Annotated in this window: 13 protein-coding genes; 4 read left to right on the top strand and 9 right to left on the bottom strand. The window is 64.5% G+C overall.

The features are described 5' to 3' along the window. Positions 1–100 precede the first annotated feature (100 nt). The 3 genes from F4U94_RS15440 to F4U94_RS15430 all read right to left on the bottom strand — a co-directional run bounded on the left by F4U94_RS15440 (position 101) and on the right by F4U94_RS15430 (position 5,689). Positions 101–4,318 (bottom strand): strawberry notch-like NTP hydrolase domain-containing protein, encoded by a 4,218-nt coding sequence (locus F4U94_RS15440; RefSeq protein ID WP_150411973.1) that lies wholly within the window; start codon positions 4,316–4,318, stop codon positions 101–103. A gap of 69 nt (positions 4,319–4,387) precedes the next feature. Beyond that, on the bottom strand, positions 4,388–5,287 hold the full coding sequence (locus F4U94_RS15435; protein WP_088185003.1) for a DUF7146 domain-containing protein: 900 nt from the start codon (positions 5,285–5,287) through the stop codon (positions 4,388–4,390). Positions 5,288–5,368: 81 nt separating this feature from the next. After that, complete coding sequence (locus F4U94_RS15430; RefSeq protein ID WP_066609015.1) at positions 5,369–5,689, bottom strand: single-stranded DNA-binding protein; 321 nt, start codon at positions 5,687–5,689, stop codon at positions 5,369–5,371. 752 nt (positions 5,690–6,441) lie between these two features. On the opposite strand from F4U94_RS15430, the gene F4U94_RS15425 reads away from it, so the two are divergent. The 3 genes from F4U94_RS15425 to F4U94_RS15415 all read left to right on the top strand — a co-directional run bounded on the left by F4U94_RS15425 (position 6,442) and on the right by F4U94_RS15415 (position 9,992). Further along, positions 6,442–7,536: a replication initiation protein gene (locus tag F4U94_RS15425; protein WP_088185009.1), complete on the top strand. Its 1,095-nt coding sequence runs from the start codon at positions 6,442–6,444 to the stop codon at positions 7,534–7,536. Positions 7,537–7,726: 190 nt separating this feature from the next. Next, positions 7,727–8,929 (top strand): AAA family ATPase, encoded by a 1,203-nt coding sequence (locus F4U94_RS15420; RefSeq protein WP_088185004.1) that lies wholly within the window; start codon positions 7,727–7,729, stop codon positions 8,927–8,929. Positions 8,930–8,975: 46 nt separating this feature from the next. Beyond that, positions 8,976–9,992 (top strand): ParB/RepB/Spo0J family partition protein, encoded by a 1,017-nt coding sequence (locus F4U94_RS15415; RefSeq protein ID WP_150411972.1) that lies wholly within the window; start codon positions 8,976–8,978, stop codon positions 9,990–9,992. Positions 9,993–10,053: 61 nt separating this feature from the next. On the opposite strand, the gene F4U94_RS15410 is transcribed toward F4U94_RS15415, so the two are convergent. Next, positions 10,054–11,073, bottom strand: coding sequence for a hypothetical protein (locus F4U94_RS15410; RefSeq protein ID WP_241242054.1), 1,020 nt, complete (start codon positions 11,071–11,073; stop codon positions 10,054–10,056). A 155-nt stretch (positions 11,074–11,228) separates the two neighbouring features. Here F4U94_RS15410 and F4U94_RS15405 point away from each other — a divergent pair, with 155 nt between their 5' ends. Further along, positions 11,229–12,467: a site-specific integrase gene (locus F4U94_RS15405; RefSeq protein ID WP_150411971.1), complete on the top strand. Its 1,239-nt coding sequence runs from the start codon at positions 11,229–11,231 to the stop codon at positions 12,465–12,467. 121 nt (positions 12,468–12,588) lie between these two features. Here F4U94_RS15405 and F4U94_RS15400 read toward each other — a convergent pair whose 3' ends face one another. From F4U94_RS15400 to F4U94_RS15380, 5 genes are all read right to left on the bottom strand, one after another. Beyond that, positions 12,589–13,851: a hypothetical protein gene (locus F4U94_RS15400; protein WP_007683327.1), complete on the bottom strand. Its 1,263-nt coding sequence runs from the start codon at positions 13,849–13,851 to the stop codon at positions 12,589–12,591. Positions 13,852–14,132: 281 nt separating this feature from the next. Further along, the gene (locus tag F4U94_RS15395) at positions 14,133–14,537 is read right to left on the bottom strand and encodes a copper-binding protein (protein WP_007406376.1); all 405 of its coding nucleotides are present in this window, start codon (positions 14,535–14,537) and stop codon (positions 14,133–14,135) included. Further along, positions 14,534–17,677, bottom strand: coding sequence for an efflux RND transporter permease subunit (locus F4U94_RS15390; protein WP_150411970.1), 3,144 nt, complete (start codon positions 17,675–17,677; stop codon positions 14,534–14,536). Before F4U94_RS15390 ends, F4U94_RS15395 begins: the two co-directional genes overlap by 4 nt. After that, on the bottom strand, positions 17,674–19,164 hold the full coding sequence (locus tag F4U94_RS15385; RefSeq protein ID WP_150411969.1) for an efflux RND transporter periplasmic adaptor subunit: 1,491 nt from the start codon (positions 19,162–19,164) through the stop codon (positions 17,674–17,676). The genes F4U94_RS15390 and F4U94_RS15385 overlap by 4 nt, the downstream gene beginning before the upstream one ends. Further along, entirely contained in the window at positions 19,161–20,423 is a 1,263-nt protein-coding gene (locus F4U94_RS15380) for a TolC family protein (protein ID WP_150411968.1), read from the bottom strand. Before F4U94_RS15380 ends, F4U94_RS15385 begins: the two co-directional genes overlap by 4 nt. Positions 20,424–20,425 lie beyond the last annotated feature (2 nt).

Raw genomic sequence — 20,425 nt, 5'->3', positions numbered from 1 at the left:
CGCGCCGCCGCGACGGTCACGCGAGCCTGCTCATCAGGCCCACAAAGCCGAAGGCCCCCTCCCCTCTCCTGCGCTGAGCGCGGAGAGAGGCCCTGGATCGTCAGGCGGTGATGCGCTCGATGACGGCAGCGGCAGTCGCGACTGGGACGAACATCCGCGTTCTGTGCTGAATGATGTCAGTGAAACAGCCGGCCGCCTTGAGTTCGGCAAGCCGCGTGTGTGGCCAATCGAGCAGTTCGAGGCGCTGCTGCCCGGCGACCAGGCTGCGCTTGAGCCGGTAGGCTCCGACGGACGATATCTCGCCGGTCGTCATCACATGCTTTGCGGTATCGTCGCCTGACACGGTGATGGCGGCGTTGATCCCGAAGGCGTCCGCGAGTTTCGATACCAGCGGTGCTGGAACGATCCGGCCGAGGAAAGACTGACCGTCATCGGTGTTCAGGCGCCAGACCTGAACATGATCGTCGGGCAAGCGATCCCAGACCGGCAGGAGCAGGCCCGCGACCAGATAGAGCGTGCTGGTGCGGGTCTTGTCCCGCATCTCCTCGACCTCGGCCTGCCACAGCGCCGAAAATTCCTCCTCGCTGGTCTCTTCCCACATCGTTTCGAGCAGCAAATCCTGCCGCATCCGCTCGGAACGGGTCGGCCGAACCAGCTCGTAGCGGCGAACGATCTCACCATCGTCATCGGTGAGCGAATAGGTGCTGCACCGGATCGCGGCCCTGCCGGACTTGCGATTGACGATCGGGCGCGCGTCATCGCCCAGGATACGCAGCGCGCGATCCAGCGGGATCGGCTTGTAGCGCTCTTCCGTTTCGAGGCGCAGAATCTCGGTTTCTGCACCACTCGTCTGGTCGCGCCGGATGACCGTGCGATCAAGGATCGTGATGCGTTCGGCATTGATGCTTTCAACGCCGAGATCGAGCGTGCCGGCTTCGCGCGCCGCCTCGATCCGGGCCTCGATTAGACCCAGATATTCATCGAAGATCGCATTCTGCAACGCGATGCGCAGCGCGAGAATACGATTGAGCCAGCGCTGGATGGGCGGCAGCTCCTCCTTCAGCCCTCCGCCTTCGCCCTCCAGCTCAAGTCCGGTCAGGGTCTGGAATTCGCCAAGTGTGGTCGAGCGCAGTTTACCGTCGGCAAGCAGGCGGAACCATGTTTCGAGGGATTCCTTGGCATAGTCGCTTTCGAGATTGTCCCGCGGGTCGAACAGACCTTGGCCGCCTGTCTGACGCTGGCCCCGTGTCAGGGCACCAAGGCTATCGAGGCGGCGGGCAATCGTCGAGATGAAGCGCCGCTCGCCGCGGCAGTCGGTCGATACCGGACGGAACAGCGGCGCGGTTGCCTGGTGCGTGCGATGGGTGCGGCCGAGGCCCTGGATGGCCGCGTCAGCGCGCCAACCGGGTTCGAGCAGATAGTGGTTGCGGCGCGACTGGTTCTCGGCGGTGAGACTCGCGTGATAGCTGCGCCCGGTGCCGCCTGCATCGGAGAAGATCAGGATCTTCTTCTCGTTCCGCATGAAGCCGTCGGTCTCGGCAAGGTTTGTTCGCGGCGAACGGCTCTCGATTCGTTGGCGACCGTGCGCGTCGATGACGATGCGCCGGCTGCGTCCCGTCACCTCGGCGACCGCATCGGTCCCGAAGTGCCCGATGATATGGTCAAGGGCGGACCCCACGATCGGCAGGGAGCAGAACCGCTCGACGAGATTGTCGCGCATTTCGAGCGCTTCCTGGCTGAAGATGGGACGCCCTTCCTCGTCGGACATAGGCTCGGAGCGCGTCTTGCCGGTGTCGTCGACGAAGGTCTTCATCTGACGGACGGGAAAGGCGGCCGTGAGATAGGACATGACGAACTCTTTGGGTGAAAGCTCTATATCCAGATTCGCCCGGTCCTCGGCGTTCAGCGCGGCCAGTGCCCGGTTGAGCATCGCCTCGGACGTCGAGACGAGCTGGATCACGACGCTCTCGCCCCGGGCCAGATCTGCTCTAATCGCCGGGATCAGCGAGGGCAGCTTCATGCCGATCAGGATTTGGCCGAAGAACCGCTGCTTGGTGGATTCGAAGATCGACAGTGCCGCAGCCTTCGCGCCGCTGTTGTAGGTGTCGTTGGAGAAACTGTCCGTCACCCGGGTGGCATCGAGCGCGGTGCGCAAATTGGCGTGGATGATCGCCCACGCATCGGCATAGGCGTCATAGACCTCGACCTGATCGGGCGTCAGGCGATGTTCGAGGATGTCATATTCGACACCGGCGAAACTGAGCGCCCTGGCGACATAGAGGCCCTGCATCTTCAGGTCGCGGGCGATCAATTCCATCGCCGCGATCCCGCCACGCCGCAAACTGTCGACGAATGCGCGGCGATCGGCGAAGGCGGTGGTCGGACCCCACAGGCCAAGCCGGGTGGCATAAGCGAGATTGTTGACGTCCGACGCGCCGGTTGCCGACACGTAGAGGACGCGGGCGCGGGGCAGCAGGTTCTGCAGGCGCACGCCGGCGATGCCTTGATCGGAGCCGTCCTTGGTGCCGAAACGGCCTTCGCCGCCGGCGACACCCGCCATTTCGTGCGCCTCGTCGAACACCATCATACCGTCGAAATCATCACCGACCCAGTCGAGGATCTGCTGAAGGCGAGTGCCCTTGTCGCCCCGGTTGGAGCGGAGCGTCGCATAGGTGAGGAAGAGCACACCCTCAGCCGCGCCGATCGGCGTGCCCAGCTTCCACTGGTTGAGATGCTGGATGTCGAGCGCGAGACCGCCGACCGCGGTCCAGTCGCGACGTGCATCCTCCAGCAGCGTCTCGGTTTTGGATATCCAGATGTGCTTGCGGCGCCCGCGTAGCCACTGGTCGAGGATGATGGCAGCAACCTGACGGCCCTTGCCGGCACCCGTGCCGTCGCCAAGGAAGAATCCGGTCCGGTAAGGGCGACCGTCCTGGTCCGGCGCGAGCGACAACCCTTCCTCGGCCGCCTTGAACAGGCCGGAGATGTCGCGCTCGAAGGCGTCACCGGCGTAGATCAGGGTTTCGAGCTGAGCGTCGGACAGCACCCGGTCGTCGACCACACTGGCCGGCAGCTTCGGAACGTAAGATGGCCGCGGCGCCGTAATCGAGCCCATGGCGATCGATTCCACCAGAGCGGTCGGATGCGCGGATGCACAGGGAATGGCAATGCGGCTCGGCCGGTACGGCAGGTACACCCCTGCCGCCTCACCGGTTGGTACGGGTTCAGCAAAGACGGTGTAGCCGATATCAAGCGCGCTGAGAGACTGGGTGGCCGTCGCGATCGGGGCCGAAAGCCGGGGCCTGCTCGAAAGACCGCCAAGCAGGGATGCGCGCGCACGGGTTGGTGCAAGGCGCGCTGGGGAGAGTCGCGGTGTTTCCGTGACGCTGGTGGCGGAAGCGATGATCGTCGCGAGCGCTTCTGGGAGTGAGTTGCACCGAACGATAGCGACGTCATCCTGGAAGCCTTTTTCCAGAACAATGAGCTTCACGATCTGGCTGGTGCCATGTTTGGCATAGGCATTGGCGGGCAGTTCGAGGTGGAGCGTGATCGCACAGCCCTCGGTCGCCTTCGCCCAGGCGCGGCTCGATGTATCCACGCGATCGGGAAGGATAGCGGCGCAGCGCCCGCCGACATCAAGCCGTTTCAGGGCGGCCCGCAAATGGCGGAGCGCCGCAAGCGAGTCGGCATGTCGACCGATGCTGCGAGAAAAGGGCGGGTTGATGAGCACGGCGGTCGGGCGGATCGACAGCGGCAGCAGATCGTTGATGAGTTCCCCATCGTAGCGACTGACCGGCGCGGCGGGGAATGCTGCCTGGAGCATGGCAGCGCGCGCGGGATCGATCTCGTTGAGGACAAGCTTGGCGCCAGCGCGCGCGGCGAAAACGGCGAGGAGCCCGGTGCCGGCGGAGGGCTCCAGGACGGTATCGGCGGTGGTGATGCGAACGGCGAGCGCGGCAAGGTAGCCAATTGCGGCCGGTGTCGAAAATTGCTGGAGCGCGATCTGTTCTTCGCTGCGCACAGTATGCGTCGGCAGGGATGCGGTGAGCGAGGTCAGAGTCGCAAGGCACTCGGCAGGCTCTTGCGACAGGTCAAGCGTGGCGAGGTGCAGAACCTGGGCCAGCTCGAGCACATCATAAGCGTCGCGGAGTGACCAATGCCCATCGACAGCGGTTGAGCGATAGGCGGTTTCCATCGCCCGGAGCAGGCCAGACCGGTCCACGCCGTCGCCTTTGCGCAGCTCGGCATAGACCGCGTTCGCAGCGGTAATGGATGGTTCGGTGAAATCGAGTTCGAGAGCAGCGGCTGAGGTGCGCATTGTAGGCCTCCATCGTATCGTCCGGTGCCCATCACCGGATCAACAAGCCGGAGGCCTCCTCTCCTCTCTTCAGTGGGAGGGTGTCTGGATCACGGTGCGAGGAACGGCGTTGCGGGCAAGCCGATCGCGCAGAGCATCGTTCCAATCGTCATACTCGGACGGGAGCCACTCCTCGACCCTTCGCCCGTTGGCGCTGAGGTGCTCCCCTGCCCTCTTCAGGCAGATCTTCGCCGCCGTGTTCCGCTGACCAAACACGATGACGCGCTTCACGTGGGACGGTATGCCGACATGGGCGTAGCGCTCGGCACCAAGCACGGCCCAAACCGGCAATTGGAACCAGTCGATGGCGGACAGGGCATCTTCGATCCCCTCGGCGATGCCCAGAACGTCATCCGGCTCACCAAACCGCACGCTGCCCGAACCAAGCAGACCCAGCGCGAGCTTGGGCTTGCGGAAGGGGCGCCGCAAAATGTCGGTGGGATCAAGAAAAGTCCGGTGGACCGCGACCAGGCCCAGCTCATTTCTCACTGCCGCGATCATTGCGGGAAGGCTGCGCCGATCCTTCCCCTTGCCCATGATCGTCTGTGGATTGAAGCGAAGGTCGGGCGTCGGCGCATAAAGGCCCCGAGCATGAAGATAGGCTTCAGCCGGTGTGCCGGCGATGGGGATGCTGTGCTGCCATAATGACCTGGCCAAACCGCTCAGATCGCGTGACGCCGCGCGCGGTTCGACATGGATCGGCTCTCGATCGTGCAAACCCTGACGATCGAGAGCCTTGAGGACATCGGTCGATGTGCATCCGGCGAAGCATTTGAACAGGATCGCCTTGGTGCCGAGGCGGACCGAAAGACTGGGGGAATGATCGTCATGGGCGGGGCAGCGGCACTCGCCGCGCGATCCAGACCAGCGTCCGCCCAAGCTCTCGACGATCTGCTTGGCGCGAATCGCCGCGTCGATGGTGGCTGACATAAGCGAAACTCCTATCGAAGATTAGGTTCGCTCCGCGCATGCCCCCTCCCCTCTGGCCCGATCGACGCTGTCTCCTACGACCTATGCCGCCTTTGCCGCGAGCACACCGAACTCTTCGACGATACGGTCGGTCGTGTAGTGGGTGGTGCCATCGCGCTCGTAGGAGGTGTCACGGAGCCGTCCGGCAATCCGCACGAGATCGCCAACCTGAGCCTTCTCATCGATATATTTCCGCTGGCCGTCGCTGAAAATGACGACGCGGTTCCAATAGCTATCCTCGATCCACTGGTCGCCTTCTGCGCGGCGGCGATAGTTCGCGCATACCGAGATGTTCGTGACCTTCGGCTTGGCGTCGATCTCACCGATCCGTCCGATAATTTCGAATTTGGCAAAATTGATCATACGACCTCCTCACTGCGTCAGCCCAGCGGCGATGAGCGGTGGTTCAGCTGCTATCGGGTCGCCGAGGATCTCGTCGCTGGGCATATCTGCCAAGCATCGAGACCGGGATGCTATCGTGGAACACCGGTCTGGCGGTATCCCCCCAGCTAGGGGGAGGTCGGTTCTGCTGTCTGAGCTAAAGGCTCAGCGAATCGCGTGCTTGGTTTTTTAGAATCATTCTAAAACAACGCCGCTGCTCGCAGCGGAAGGATTCATGATTCTAAGTGATTCAGATTCTGCGCCGAAAAGGTCTGCAATTTCAATGATCTGTCGCGTTTATCCTGACCGCATGGGGGACTTTGCCTGACCCGGCGGGGGCGTCATCCTGACCGGTCGGGGGCAGATAACTGACCTCTTGGGGCTATCCTGACCGATTGGGGGGAACGGCCTTTGGCGCGCCCGCGCTCTGGAATGGTGTCATTCTGCCCCGTTTATCAAGCGTGAGCGAGCCGAAAACGGGAAGAACGTGACTCGGATAGCGACTCGGCAGAATCTAAGGGCTTTTGCGGGAATGCCACACAGTTCTATCCTGACCGGATGGGGGCGACAGAAAGTGTTTTAGCCTGCCCTGACTTGACGAGCGAGGACAGGTCAGGCAGCAATCGGACGAATCTGCTAAATATGCGTTCGGCCTATATGACATGGAACATGCGGAAAATCTAAGCGCCAATGCAGCGCAAGAGGCGCAAGCCGAGTCGGCGCCGGGCCGCGCTATGCGTGTCGCAGCGGCTTTGCAGGCCAAGGGTGGCGAAGAATTCGCCAAACCCGGCAGCATCGTTGAGATCAAATTCGTGAAAGGCCAATCGCTCAGCCTGACGGCGTCCCGATTGCTCGCGTTGATGATCCTGACCGCAGGCGGCGATGCTTGGCAAGATCGGCCGCATCGGATGCGCAAGGCCGATATTCGCCGCGGTCATAAGGGTAATGAACGGATCTCCGAAATGTTGGAGGAACTGCACCGGACCTTGTTTGCGATCGACGACCGGTCCTGGCGCGGCAAGAAAGCGACGCTGCGCTTTTCCCTGATCTCGTCGTCTCGCGAAGAGGCGGAAGATACAGACGGCGCGGATGCGGGTTGGATCGAATGGGAGTTTACGCCTGATGCGCGCAAGCTCATCCAGGAATCCGAGAGCTATGCTGTCCTGAATAGGCAGGCGGTGCTGGGCTTCCGATCGAGCTATGCGCTCAAGCTCTATGAGATTGGATCGCTGCGGCTCCATCGTCGCCAGTCGACCTGGAAGGGCGATATGGCGGCGCTGCGCGCAGCGCTGGGCATATCGCCGGACGTGTATAAGGATTTCGCGCAACTGCGGCGCAAGGTGCTTGAAAAAGCGAAGGCCGAAATTGATCAGCTGGCTCACTTCCGCGTCGAGTGGAAGGAGATACGGCAGGGCCGAACGGTGACCGAGATCGAGTTCCGCTTCGAGCCAAAGGATGCGCCCGCGCAGATCGCAACCGTCGATGAGATTGAGAGGCATGCGACTGGACGGAAGGCGCGGCGCGAGGGTTCAGTGGAGTCGGTCGCCGAGATGGTTGACGTCGGATCAGTCGTGAAAGCGGCGATCAGCGGGCTGACCGCAGCAGAGAAGAGCTCTGAGATCGTCTTCCCGCAGGGAACGATCCGGTTCAATACCCAGACCCTGGCTGCGGTTGCCCGATCACATGGCGGCGGTTGGGATATCGATCTCATAGCTGACGCCTATCGCCAGCAGATGGGCGACCGTCTGGCAAAGCTCAAGGGTGCCAAATTGCTCAGCTCGTGGACCGGATTTTGCGAGAGTTTCGTGGCTCGAAGGGGTCGTCCATAGAGGGAATTGCACCGGTGCAATTTTCACACGCCCCCAACGAGTCAGGATGGGTCGCTTTTTTGAGGCCACTGATCGCCCCAACGTCCCTATTCGCCTCTGCAGCGAGGCATCACTTTCGAAATAACGCTTATGTTTGACGAAAAAGCGCAAGTAGGGCTACTATACCCCTAGTTTCAAAAAGGGGCGCCCTGTGGCAGCATCACTAGACATCCACGACACCCATGATCTTCTTTCGGTGGCGACGCTTGCCCAGCGGACCTCATCGGTACTGGAGCGCCTTCGCGATTCTGCGCGCAGCGCCCGAGCGGATGATCGTCGGGAGCCGACCTTTCCGATTGGCAAGGCTGCGGATTTGGTCGGGCGAACGCCAGCTGCAATCCGCGACGCAGAAAAAGATGGCCGTCTTCCGCCGCCCCCGCGAACTGAAAATAATCGTAGAGTGGGTTACACGCTTGCCCAACTCAACGATATGCGCGGCCTGTTTGGCACGCGACCCTGGAGGGCGGCCGAAGACCCCTGTTGTGTCGTGGCCGTCCAGAATTTCAAGGGAGGCGTCGGCAAATCGACCTTGTCGGTCCACCTTGCCCAATATCTCGCGATCCAGGGCTACCGCGTTGCCCTTATCGACTGCGACAGCCAAGCCTCCGCGACGACGCTGTTCGGCTATGTGCCGGATCTCGATCTGACTGAGGACGACACGCTTTATCCATTTCTTCGCCAAGAGGAGATGACGTCACTGGACTATGCGTTGCGCAAGACGCACTTTGATGGTCTCGAACTCATTCCTGCCAATTTGCGGTTGTTCCAGTCGGAATATGAGATCGCCGCCCGAATGGCACGAGGGCAGGGGGGGCTTATCGATCGTCTTTCCCAGGGCATCGCCAGCATCGCCGACCGGTTCGATGTCATCGTCCTCGATCCACCGCCAGCCCTTGGTGCCATATCTTTATCGGTTTTGCGCGCGGCGAATGCTCTCGTCGTGCCAGTGCCTCCCACCGTCATGGACTTTTCTTCGACTGCGGCGTTTCTGGCGATGCTTGATGAGACGATCGAGACGCTGGCCGAACGCGGCTTTGCCCCGACTCTAAAATTCCTTCGGTTCGTCGCCTCCAAGGTCGACGAGAACAAGTCGATGCAGAAGGAGCTGCTCACCCTGATGCGGACGCTCTTTGGCCACGCGATGGTGCGCACGCCGCTCAAGGATTCTGCTGAGATCGACAATGCGACGGCTCGTCTTATGACGGTTTATGAACTCGACGGCCCGGTGACAAGCAGTGCGGTGCGCAACCGCTGCCTCACCTATCTCGACGGTGTGAATGCCGAACTCGAGCTGGATATTCGAGCGATGTGGCCCAGCCATTTGAGCCGTTTGCGCAAGGAAGGTTTGGCGTGAATTGGGAAAATTGCACCGGTGCAATTCCGGGTAAAGGAACGGCTTCATGAGCAGGAAAAACGCGAGTTTCGCAGCAGAGCTGGCAGCGGGCATCAATCCGCCCGAAGACGGCGCTCCCGCGCCGCGTCGGTCTGGGCTGGGCGCCAATGTCCTCACCGGTAGGGAAAATCGATTGGCCGAACTGGCGGCAGGGACAGTCGTCAGCCGCACCCATGAACTGGTGGATCCCGCGCGTTGCCGGATGTGGGCGGGGCATAACCGGGAATATGCCTTGCTCAACGAAGAGCGGTGCGCCGATCTTATCGAGAGCATAAAGGCACAAGGGCGCCAGGAGATGCCCGCGATCGTCCGTCGTGTGCGCGGCGAACCCGATTATGATTTTGAGGTAATCTGCGGCGCGCGCCGTCATTGGTCGATCAGCTGGTTGCGCGGCCACAATTACCCCGACTTCCGCTTCCTGATCGACATTCGCGAATTGTCGGACGAGGAAGCGTTTCGCGTAGCGGACATTGAGAACAGGGCGCGCGAAGACCTCAGCGACCTGGAGCGGGCACGCGACTATCTCCGTGCGCTTGATGCCTATTATGAGGGCCGCCAGAAGGTCATGGCCGAGCGGATAAACGTCACAGAAAGCTGGTTGAGCCGTTATCTCGATCTCGCACGCCTACCAGCGGAATTAATGGTCGCCTTTCCCAATCCGCAGGATTTGCGGATCAAACATGTCACGGCGATCAAGCCTCTTCTGAAGCCCGATGATCGTCGCCAACGCGTATTTGCCGAAGCGGCCGCGCTCAGTGCTCGATCGGGAGGGGAGGGCGCTCCCATGGCTGTGCCGGAGATCGTCCGTGCATTGGCGCTGGCGGCCGATCCCCCCAAAAGGTCAGGATCCCCCAAGAAGTCAGGAATGGCGCAAATTGTTTCGAGCGAGACCGGGAAAGCTGTGCTCCGCATCGAGGGCAATGATCGCAAGGGAATTCGCCTGACACTTCTCAATAAGGGTGGGGCGTCTCGGGAGGATGCCGAGAAGGCCATTCGCGAGGTCCTTGACGCGCACTGGGCCTGAAGTGGGCCGACGCAAGAACGGGAGGCGTGACATCGAGCGGTCACGCCCCGCTACAACTCAATCAGTGGTGGTGAGCCGAGACATCGATACCGAGGCCAGCTAGCATCGAATCGAGTTCGGCCATTTCACGATCAAACTCTGCGAGCGCGGGTACAAAATCTGGGAGCGCCTGGGGCGGGGCAGGGGGACGCCCTACCGGACGGACAACAAACCCGAAGGCGATAGCCAGATCGCGCGTCATATAGGTCCGCCAAGCCTGACGACCGCTCACCTCCACTAGAAGGTCCAGTTCTGCCGCGCGAGAAAGCAGTTTGCCGGCACCAGAGATCGTCACGTCTAATCGTCGGGCGAGCATCCGAGGACTGACGACGGGGACAAACTGGACAAGGCTGAGCAACTCCACGAGCTTGCCAGGACGGTGCGCGCCATGGAGGGCTGCGGCGGCGCGTAAGCGGTCTTCCTCGATCGCCTGGAGCCTCACCAGCCCCTCTTCCGCCCGATCGGTGAGCGAAAGGAGGTTACGCAGGACGATGGCCTGCGTGTCGCGCGGCGAGAGGCGAAGCGCCTTGTCGCCAATGGTCAGGCACGGCAGCACGGCCTGGGTGATCTTCATCGATCGCAGGAGCCCAGGGACGGCAAGCCACGGCGTGATCGTGTTGTCTGCGCGGGAGCGCCGGGCCGTAATCTCAAGCGCGCGGAGGAGGGCTGGCCGCTTGCTCCAATCTTCTGGGACGTCCGTTGAGATCGCGAGTTCGTCTCGCCAATAACGGGATTCGCGCTGGGCCAATTGCCGCTGCCAAATTGGAAGCGCATCACGATCGTCCAGATTGGTCGGCATCGGCCGGCGACCGGGCAGATTGACGGCGCATTCCCGTCCGAAAATATCAATTTCGTCAATCTCGGCGCCCTGCACCCGCAGCGCCGTGGTATAGCCGGTCCAGGTGGCGCGTCGCTGCCACGGTGCGGCGGCAGGACTGGCAGAAACACGGGCATCGAGGCGGCCTATCGCCGCTGCCGCCCGTTCCAGACGGGCGACTAGCCTGGAGGTCCAGATTGGCTCTGAGAGGTCTGGGATGGCCATGGGCATGGCATAAGAATATCCTCAAAATAGCCATAGCGTCTACCATGCTGTTGCTCTTTAATAATGGACATATGATAATTGCAGTTATCATATAAGCGGATTTGACCGTTCTTTATAAGGTGGGCTACAAGCGCGGCTGAGGAGCGAGGCGCGTCGTGAGCACCGAAACCGCCCGGGAAGGGCCAGAAATCCCCGTAGCGCCGCCTGAGGCTGTCCTGCCGGCCGTCAGGGCGCCGGCCGACCTTGCGTGGACGATCGTGCAGATGCGCGCCGGCGAGCGCATCACCGTCAACGAGGGCCTGATCGCCGCCTATCAGGCCGCTTCATCGCCCCATAGCATCCGTGCGCTCAAGTCCGACGTCGAGGCGTTCGATGCGTGGTGTAGGCGCAACAACCGGATTGCACTGCCGGCGACGGCCGAGACGGTGGCCGACTATCTCGACTCGCGGGCAGGCAAGGGGAGCCGCCCAGCCTCGCTATCCCGCTACAAGGCGTCGATCGCCAAGATCCATCAGTTGCTCGAACTCAAGGACCCAACCCCCGCGCCGCTGGTGAAGCTGCGGCTGCAAGCGGTGCGCCGTGAGAAGGGCGCAGCGCAGAAGCAGGCAAGGCCGCTGCGGTTCAAGGGGCCGGTGCGCGACGTGGAACGCGACAAGGCGCGTGGTCTCAACGTCCGGGCGCTGCTCGAGAGCTGCGGAAACGATCTGCCGGGGCTGCGCGATCGCGCGCTGCTGTCTGCCGCCTATGACACCGGCCTGCGTGCGTCCGAGTTGGTAGCCGTGGCCATCGAGCATATCGAAGAGGCGATCGATCCCGAGGCGCGGCTGCTGCAGATCCTGCGCAGCAAGGGCGATCAAGACGGGGAGGGGGCAACCGCCTATCTCAGCCCGCGTACCGTGTCGGCGATCGCGGCCTGGACGGAGGCGGCCGAGATCACGGAAGGGCCACTGTTCCGGCGGGTGCAGGTGCGGCGCTACAAGGCCCGCGCCGCCGTGCGCGGGCGCCCGATCGACAGCATATCGGGCCGGGAGACTTTGGATCTCCGCAAGACCCTCTCCAAGCCCGCCGTGCAGGCACGTGTCGAATATGACATCGGCACCGTCGCGCTGCATCCGGGCTCGATCGGGCCGATCTTCCGGTCGATCACCCAGCGGGCGTTCAATCTCGGCGGGCTTCCCGATCTGACGGCCGAGGATCTGGCCCGGCTCCTCAAAGGGATCAGCGCGCACTCGACGCGGATCGGGCTCAACCAGGATCTGTTTGCGAGCGGCGAGGATCTCGCCGGGATAATGGCCGCGCTGCGGTGGAAGTCGCCGCGAATGCCACTCGCCTATAATCGCAACCTTGCTGCAGAGCAGGGCGCAGCGGGCAGGCTGATGGCGAAGATCGGCTGATGGGGTCGCTGGTCGACTCGATTGCAGGAGGGCGTCGCTCCCCAAGCAACCTCATCGGACCGGCATGAGCTTATGGAGCTGGCCGGTGGCCCTTGCCAGCAGCGGCACAATGGTCCGTGTTTCAGGGAAGGGGGCTTGAGATCGCCTTGATGGCCTTCAATCCCGTTCCAAAACGAGCGATCGCGTCCCTGTTTCTCTCCAGCTCGCCATAGGGCAGATAGGCGAAGTCGAGATCGGCAATACGGCTGAAAGCCGGGCGACGGAGTTGCGCGCGAACGTCCTGCTCGCGCGCATTCGGTGCGACCAGGAATAGCCCGGCGGCAGCGTGCAGATCGCTCCCCGACAGCGCCAGATCGAGCATGCGCACGATCCCCGAGTAGATCGAGGTCGAATGTTCAACCTCGAACGCGGCGGCGACGCCGTCGCCACCCTTCGCCAGCCACAACACGTCGATGAGGCGGATCGAGTCCGCTCCGGGAGAGGTCGCAATGGCGTCTGGAAGGCGCTCGAGGCATCCCTGTCCAAGCGGGCAGCCAGCGTGAAGTCGACCGCGGTCATTGGCGGCGATCCACACATCGTAACCGAGGGCATGGCCGAGGTCGCGCAGCCAGGCCTGGATTTCGGCGTGCGTGCGATCGGTTTCGCCCTGCGCGGCGGCTGTCTTGTCGAGCCGGCTTGCCTCCGCTCTGGCATGTTCCAATCTGCCGAGCCAGTCGTCGGCCGCCGTTGCGTCATCCTCCAGCGGTGGCGCGGGATAGCGGCCCGAGCCAATGTCGAACAACAGTCCGCCGATCGCGCCGAGATCGTTGGAGAGCAACTCGCGGTAACGGTCGTTGAGGTCGAGGATGCCGGCGCGCATGGCGAGAAAATGATCCCATGACCCGAGCTTCACCTTGGCGCCGGTGACGGCATTGTAGCCCTTGACGATCGCGGTATTGAAGGGCGGCACCAGCGTCGGGTGAAGGAAATAGAGCAGGTTGGCCGCCGCCGGCCCCAGCCCCTTGATCTTGAGCGCGTCTATGCTGCGGATGTGGCTGATGATCTCCTCGGCGGTATCGCAGCACGAGCAATTGTCGAGCAGGCGACCGAACGCCCGCTGGTTGTCCGGGCTTTCGTAGATGTCTGGAATGCGCAGCTTGGGCTTCCACAGCCAGGCATGGTCGGCGCCCTTGAAGATCTGCCGCTGTTCGGCGATCGAGTGGACAACCGTTTCCAGTGACGAGCCGCGATAGGCGACGCCGAACCGCCCACTTTCGATTTCTGCGACCACCTGCTGCAGCCCGCGACGGATGGAGCGGAAGTTTTTCAGCCGTTCGTCCCACAGAAACCAGGAGCGATAGGTGGCGCCGGGATCGTCTCGCCAACGACGGACAAGCTCGCTCACGAGATCATGATGTGTCGCGGGTAACAAGGTCATACTGGCTGGGTCATCTAAACTGGGCTCCTTGCCGTTCAGGCTATCGCGAGCAAGGGCGGCTTGCACGTTCAATGTGCGATCCGCGAAGCGTGCTCAAATTGTCGGTGATCGCGCAGGGAAACGCCGCTGGCATTGGGCGTTGCCGGTCGCAACCGTCGACCGGGCGCACAGCCAGGCAGACGGCCGGCACGGGCGTCGCCGCCCGGGAGCGGCGACGCAACCAGCTTTTTCCGGTCGAACTTAGCGGATCACTGCTTTGCGATCGCGGTGACCTCGCCATCGCTGCCCTTGAGCGAGAGGTCGAAATCGACCTTGTCGCCGACCTTGACCGCATCGGTGATCGACGGCGCGGCCTTGAACGCCATCGTCATCGCGGGCCACTTGGCCTCCGGGATCGGACCATGATCGAGCGTGATCGTGCCTGCCGCCTTGTCGATCGCGGTGACGGTGCCATGGCCCTTGGCCTTGATCGCGGCGTTCGCGTCAGGCGCCATCGACATGTTGCCCATGTCGCCGCTCATGGTCGCGGCGGGCGCCGCCTCGTTGGTCTCAGTCGCAACGGGGGCCTCCGCCTTCTTGCCGCACGCGGCAGTCAGGGCGGCGAGGCCGAGGGCAATGGTCAGTCGTGCATGGTTCATCGTCTTCTCCTTCATGATGAAACGGGTTGAGGGATGGGATCGGTCTTGGGCCGGCGCAACAGCAGGTAGGCGGCGGGCAGGACGAACATTGAGAGCAAGGGCGCGGTCAGCATGCCGCCGATCATCGGCGCGGCAATCCGGCTCATGACCTCCGAACCCGCGCCTGATCCCAGCAGGATCGGCAGCAGGCCGGCCAGGATCACCGCCACCGTCATCGCCTTGGGACGGACGCGCAGCAGCGCGCCTTCGCGCACGGCGGCCTCGACCTCGGCAGCGTCCGGATGTGCGCCGCGCTCGGCCAGCGCGTTCTTGAGATAGATCAGCATCACCACCCCGAACTCGGCGGAGACGCCGGCGAGCGCGATGAACCCGACCCCGGTGGCGATCGACTGGTTGAACCCCAGCAGATAAAGCGTCCAGATGCCGCCGGTCAGCGCAAACGGCAGCGTCCCCATGATCAGCGCCGCCTCGTCGAAGCGGCCGAAGATGAGGTAGAGCAGCACGAAGATGATCAGCAGCGTCGCGGGCACGACCAGCTTCAAGCGGTCGACCGCGCGCTCGAGATATTCGAACTGGCCAGAGTAAGCGATGCTGACCCCAGGCGAGAGCCTGACCTGTTTCGCCACCGCACGCTGCAGATCGCCGACCACCGAGGCAAGATCGCGCCCGCGCACATCGACGTAGACCCAGGTCGAAGGCCGGGCATTCTCGGTCTTGAGCATCGGCGGTCCCTCGGCGATCGAGACGTTTGCCACGGTGCCCAAGGTGATCTGCTGGCCCGCGGGCGTCAGGATCGGTAGCGCCCGCAGCCTTTCGAGGCTGTCGCGCAATTCGCGCGGATAGCGCACGCTGATCGGATAGCGGGCGAGGCCCTCGACCGTCTCGCCGATCGTCTCGCCGCCGATCGCGCCGGAGACGATGGCCTGGACGTCGGCGATGTTGAGCCCGAACCGCGCGGCGGCGGCGCGGTCTATGTCGACATCGACATAGCGTCCGCCGGTCAGCCGCTCGGCGAGCGCCGAGCTGACGCCGGGCACGCTCCTGGCCACGGTCTCGACATCATGCGCGATGCGGTCGAGCTCGGCGAGGTCACTGCCCGACACCTTGACCCCGATCGGGCTCTTGATGCCCGTCGCGAGCATGTCGATGCGGTTGCGGATCGGCGGCACCCAGATATTGGCGAGACCCGGAAGCTTCACCCGGCGATCGAGCTCGTCGACAAGGCGTTCGGGCGTCATGCCCGACCGCCACTGGTCGCGGGGCTTGAATTGGATCGTCGTCTCGAACATTTCGAGCGGCGCGGGATCGGTCGCGGTCTCGGCGCGGCCGGCCTTGCCGAACACGCTTTCGACTTCGGGCACGGTCTTGATCAGGCGGTCGGTCTGCTGGAGCAGCTCACTCGCCTTGGCGGCCGAGAGGCCCGGCAGCGCCGAGGGCATGTAGAGCAGGTCGCCCTCGTCGAGATTGGGCATGAACTCGCCGCCGAGCCGGCTGAGCGGCCAGGCCGTGGTGGCGAACACCAGAGCCGCGATCAGCAGCACCGCCTTGGGCCGCTTCATCGTCCAGTCGATCGCGGGCCGGTAGATATTGGTGAGCCAGCGATTGACCGGATTGGCCTGCTCGGCCGGAATGCGGCCCCGGATCAGCCAGCCCATCAGGATCGGCACCAGGGTCACCGACAGGATCGCGGCCGCGCCCATCGCATAGGTCTTGGTGAAGGCGAGCGGCGCGAACAGCCGGCCTTCCTGCGCCTCCAGGGTGAAGACCGGAATGAACGACAGCGTGATGATCAGCAGGCTGAAGAACAGCGCGGGCCCGACCTCGGCCGCCGCCTCGGTGACGACGATCCAGCGCGTCTCGCGGTCGAGATGGGTGTCCGGATGGTCCTGTTCCCAGCGCTCGATCTTCTTGTGGGCGTTCTCGATCATGACCACGGCCGCATCGACCATCGCGCCGATCGCGATGGCGATGCCGCCCAGCGACATGATGTTGGCGTTGACGCCCTGGTAGCGCATCACGACGAAGGCGGCGAGCACGCCCAAGGGCAGCGTCAGGATCGCGACCAGCGCCGAGCGGACATGCCAGAGGAACAGGGCGCAGACCAATGCGACGACGATGAACTCCTCGACCAGCTTGCGGGTGAGGTTCTCGACCGCGCGATCGATCAGCTGCGAGCGGTCATAGACCGTGACCACCTCGACGCCCGGCGGCAGGCTTTTCCTGAGATCGGCGAGCTTGTCCTTGACCGCCGCGATGGTCTCACGGGCGTTCTTGCCTGACCGAAGAATAACGACGCCGCCGGCGACCTCGCCTTCGCCGTTCAGTTCGGCGATGCCGCGCCGCATCTCGGGGCCGACCTGGATCGTGGCGACATCGCCGAGCCGGACGGGCACGCCGCCCGCCGCAGTCTTGAGCGGGATTGCCCGGAAATCGTCGAGCGTTTTCAGATAGCCCGAGGCGCGGACCATATATTCGGCTTCGGCCAGCTCGAGCACCGAGCCGCCCGCTTCCTGATTGGCCTGCCGGATCGCCTCGACCGCCTGGGCGTGGGTCACCCCGTAGGCGGCGAGCTTCACCGGATCGAGCAGTATCTGATACTGCCTGACCATGCCGCCGATGCTGGCGACCTCGGCGACGCCGGTCACGGTCTTGAGTTCATAGCGCAGGAACCAGTCCTGCAGCCCGCGCAGCTGCGACAGGTCATGCCGGCCGGTGCGGTCGACCAGCGCATATTCATAGACCCAGCCGACCCCGGTCGCGTCCGGCCCGAGCGCGCTGCGGGCGCTGGCCGGCAACCGACCCTGGACCTGGTTGAGATATTCGAGCACGCGGCTGCGCGCCCAGTAGAGATCGGTGCCGTCCTCGAAGATCACATAGACGAAGCTGTCGCCGAAGAAGCTATAGCCGCGCACCGTCTTGGCGCCGGGCACCGACAGCATGGTGGTGGTGAGCGGATAGGTGATCTGGTTCTCGACGATCTGCGGCGCCTGACCCGGATAGGAAGTGCGGATCACGACCTGCACGTCGGAAAGATCGGGCAGCGCGTCGATCGGGGTCGAGCGCACCGCCCACAGGCCCGCGCCGACCAGCGCGAGCATGCCGAGCACGACGAAGAAGCGGTTCCTCACCGACCAGCGGATGAGATGGGCGATCACTGGCCCGACACCTTCGCCATATGCCGCAGCGTCGGTCCCGCCGGGGGCCGGTCGAACCCGAACCGGACCCGGTCACCCGCCTTGAAGCCGCGCGCGATGCCCGGATTGGCGAGCGCGAAGGTCATCGTCATCGCCGGCCAGTCGAGCGCGGGAACGGGCTCGTGGCTGAGCGTCACCGAATTGGCCGTGATCCGCTCGATCTTGCCCGTCGTCTCGTACAGCGTGGCTTTCGACGCCGGCGCGGCGAGGGTCGCCGATGCCGCACCGCCGCCGATCGGCCGCGCCTCGATGCCCGACAGGCTCGCCTCGGAATCGATCAGGAACTGCCCCGAGGCGACGACGTTCTCGCCGGGCGACAGGCCGGCAAGGATCTCGGTCTCGCCGCCCGCCTCGCGGCCGATACGGACCTCGGCGGGATGATAGCGCCCGTCGCCTGCGGCGAGCATGACGAGCGTGCGCTTGCCCGTGCGGATCACCGCCTCGCTCGGCACCAGCAGCGCCGGCTTGGCATCGCCGCCAAGCGCGACGGTGGCGAACATGCCCGGCCGCAACCGGCCGTCGCGGTTGGGCAGCGCGATCCGCACGGTGAGCGTGCGGCTGTCGGCCTGCGTGGTCGGCAGGATCGCGATCACCCGGCCGGCGAAGCGCTCGCCGGGGAAGCTCGCCAGCGTGGCGCTGGCATTCTGGCCGACGCGGACATCGCCCGCGCGCGCTTCGGGCACCGCGGCGTTGAGCCAGACGGTGCCGAGCCCGCTCACCTGGGCGAGCGTCTGGCCCATGGCGAGCGTCACGCCGGCACGGGCGTCGAGCGTCTGGATGGTGCCCGAGATCGGCGTCGTGATCGTCACCACGCCGTTCGGTCGACCGCTCCGCTCGACGCTGGCGATGAGGCCGTCGGACATGCCCATCAGCCGCAGCCGCTGGCGCGCGGCCGCGGTGAGATCGGGCTTGCCGAGCCGCCTGACGCTCAGATATTCGGTCTGCGCGCCGCCCCATTCGGGCAGGAGCAGGTCCGCGATCGGCGCGCCGGCGCGGACCACGTCCCCGGGCGCTCGCGCATAGACGCGGCTCACGAACCCGCCCGAACGCGCCTGGATGACGGCGACGTCGCGCTGGTTGAAGTCGATCGTGCCGGTGACCTCGAGGGCCGAGGCAAGGCTGCCCATCTTCGCCGCGACGACCCGCAATCCCAGGCTCTGCCGCGCGGCGGGATCGACGGCGACCGTGGGGGCCGCGCCGGCGCTTCCTCCGTCCGCGTATCGCGGCACGAGCTGCATATCCATGAAGGGCGACTTGCCGGGCTTGTCGAACTTCTGGTTGGGGAACATCGGATCGTACCAGTAAAGGACTTTGCCTGCCCCGGCGGGCGTGGTCGCCTCCGATTGCGGTGCCTGGCGATGGCCTGCCCAATAGCCTGTGCCGCCGGCCAGCAGCGCGACAGCCAGGATCGATGCGCCCCAGCGCAGTGCGGATTTATCGAGCGTCATGGCCGCTCCTCCCCATAGGTGATGGTGATGCGGACCGCGTCGCGCGCGACGTCGGCTTCGCGGTTGAGCGCCTCGACCTCGGCCTCCGCGAGCCCGAGCGTCGTGAGCAGCGCGGCGCCAAGGTCGAGCTTGCCGGCGCCATAGCTGTCGCGGTCGAGCTCGGCGCGGTGCCTGGCGAGGGGCACCAGCGTCTCGCGGGCATTGCGCAACCGGGAGAGATGCATGGCATGATCGGCAAGGTCGGCGTCGAGCTGCGCCACCAGTTCGCGGCGGATCGCCTCGCGGTCGAACCGCCCCCCTTGCACGAGGCTCTCGCTGGCAGCGATCCTGGGATTCTGGCGCTTGCCGGCGAACAGCGGCAGGTCGATCGACACGCCGACCGAGGCCATGTCGCCGTACATGGAATCGCGCCGGCCATAGGTGACGCCGACCTTCCAGTCGGGGCGCTTGTCGGCGCGCGCGAGACGCACGTCCGCTTCGGCGACTGCGATCCGCGCGTCCTGCGCGCGCAGGGCGGGAAGCGCATCGATCCCGGCCCGCAGCCGGATCGGATCGACATCGAGCATCGGCGGGTCGCCCGTCGCCTGCGGGTCGGGGTCGCCGGTATAGCGCGCGAGCCGGGCCCGCGCCTGCGCCACCACCGCAGCCATCTCGGCGCGGCGATCGGCGATGGCGGCGCGGAGCTGGTCGGGCTCGAGCGCCTGGCTCGGGCGCGCGCTGCCCGACGCCAGGCGTGCGGTCACGGTCTTCTGCAGGTCGTCGAGGCTGGCATCGAGCAGGTCGAGCTGCCGGAGCCGGCGTTCTCCATAATAGAGATCGACCCAGGCGAGGGCGGTCTCGAGCCGCACGTTGCGGCCTTCGACCAGCTCGCCCGCCTCGGCGATACCGATATCGGCCGCGGCGCGCGCGGCGCGTGCATGGCGCTTGGCGAGATTGGGGAAGGTCTGGCTGAACCCGATCGTCGCCATAGTGAAATCGTCGCGCGTGAAGCTGCCGGCATTGGGGCCGCTCACCGGGAAGTTCTGCAGGCCCAGGTCGAGCGTCGGATCGGGCAGGCGATCGGCCGCGACCGCCGAAGAGCGGGCGCCGGCTGTCGCCGCCGCGCGCGCCTTGAGGCTTGGCGCGTTGGCGGCAGCGAGCCTCACTGCCTGCTCGTAGGTGAGCGGGCCGGCCGACACCGGCACGGCCCAGGCGCTCGCAAGCGTCGCACCGATAGAGAGCAACAGGCGTCGCACAGCGCGCCTCGGCATCATGATCATGG

Source organism: Sphingobium limneticum, assembly GCF_008710155.1.
GTDB classification, from domain to species: domain Bacteria; phylum Pseudomonadota; class Alphaproteobacteria; order Sphingomonadales; family Sphingomonadaceae; genus Sphingobium; species Sphingobium limneticum.
This window is presented reverse-complemented; position numbering and strand designations above follow the sequence as displayed.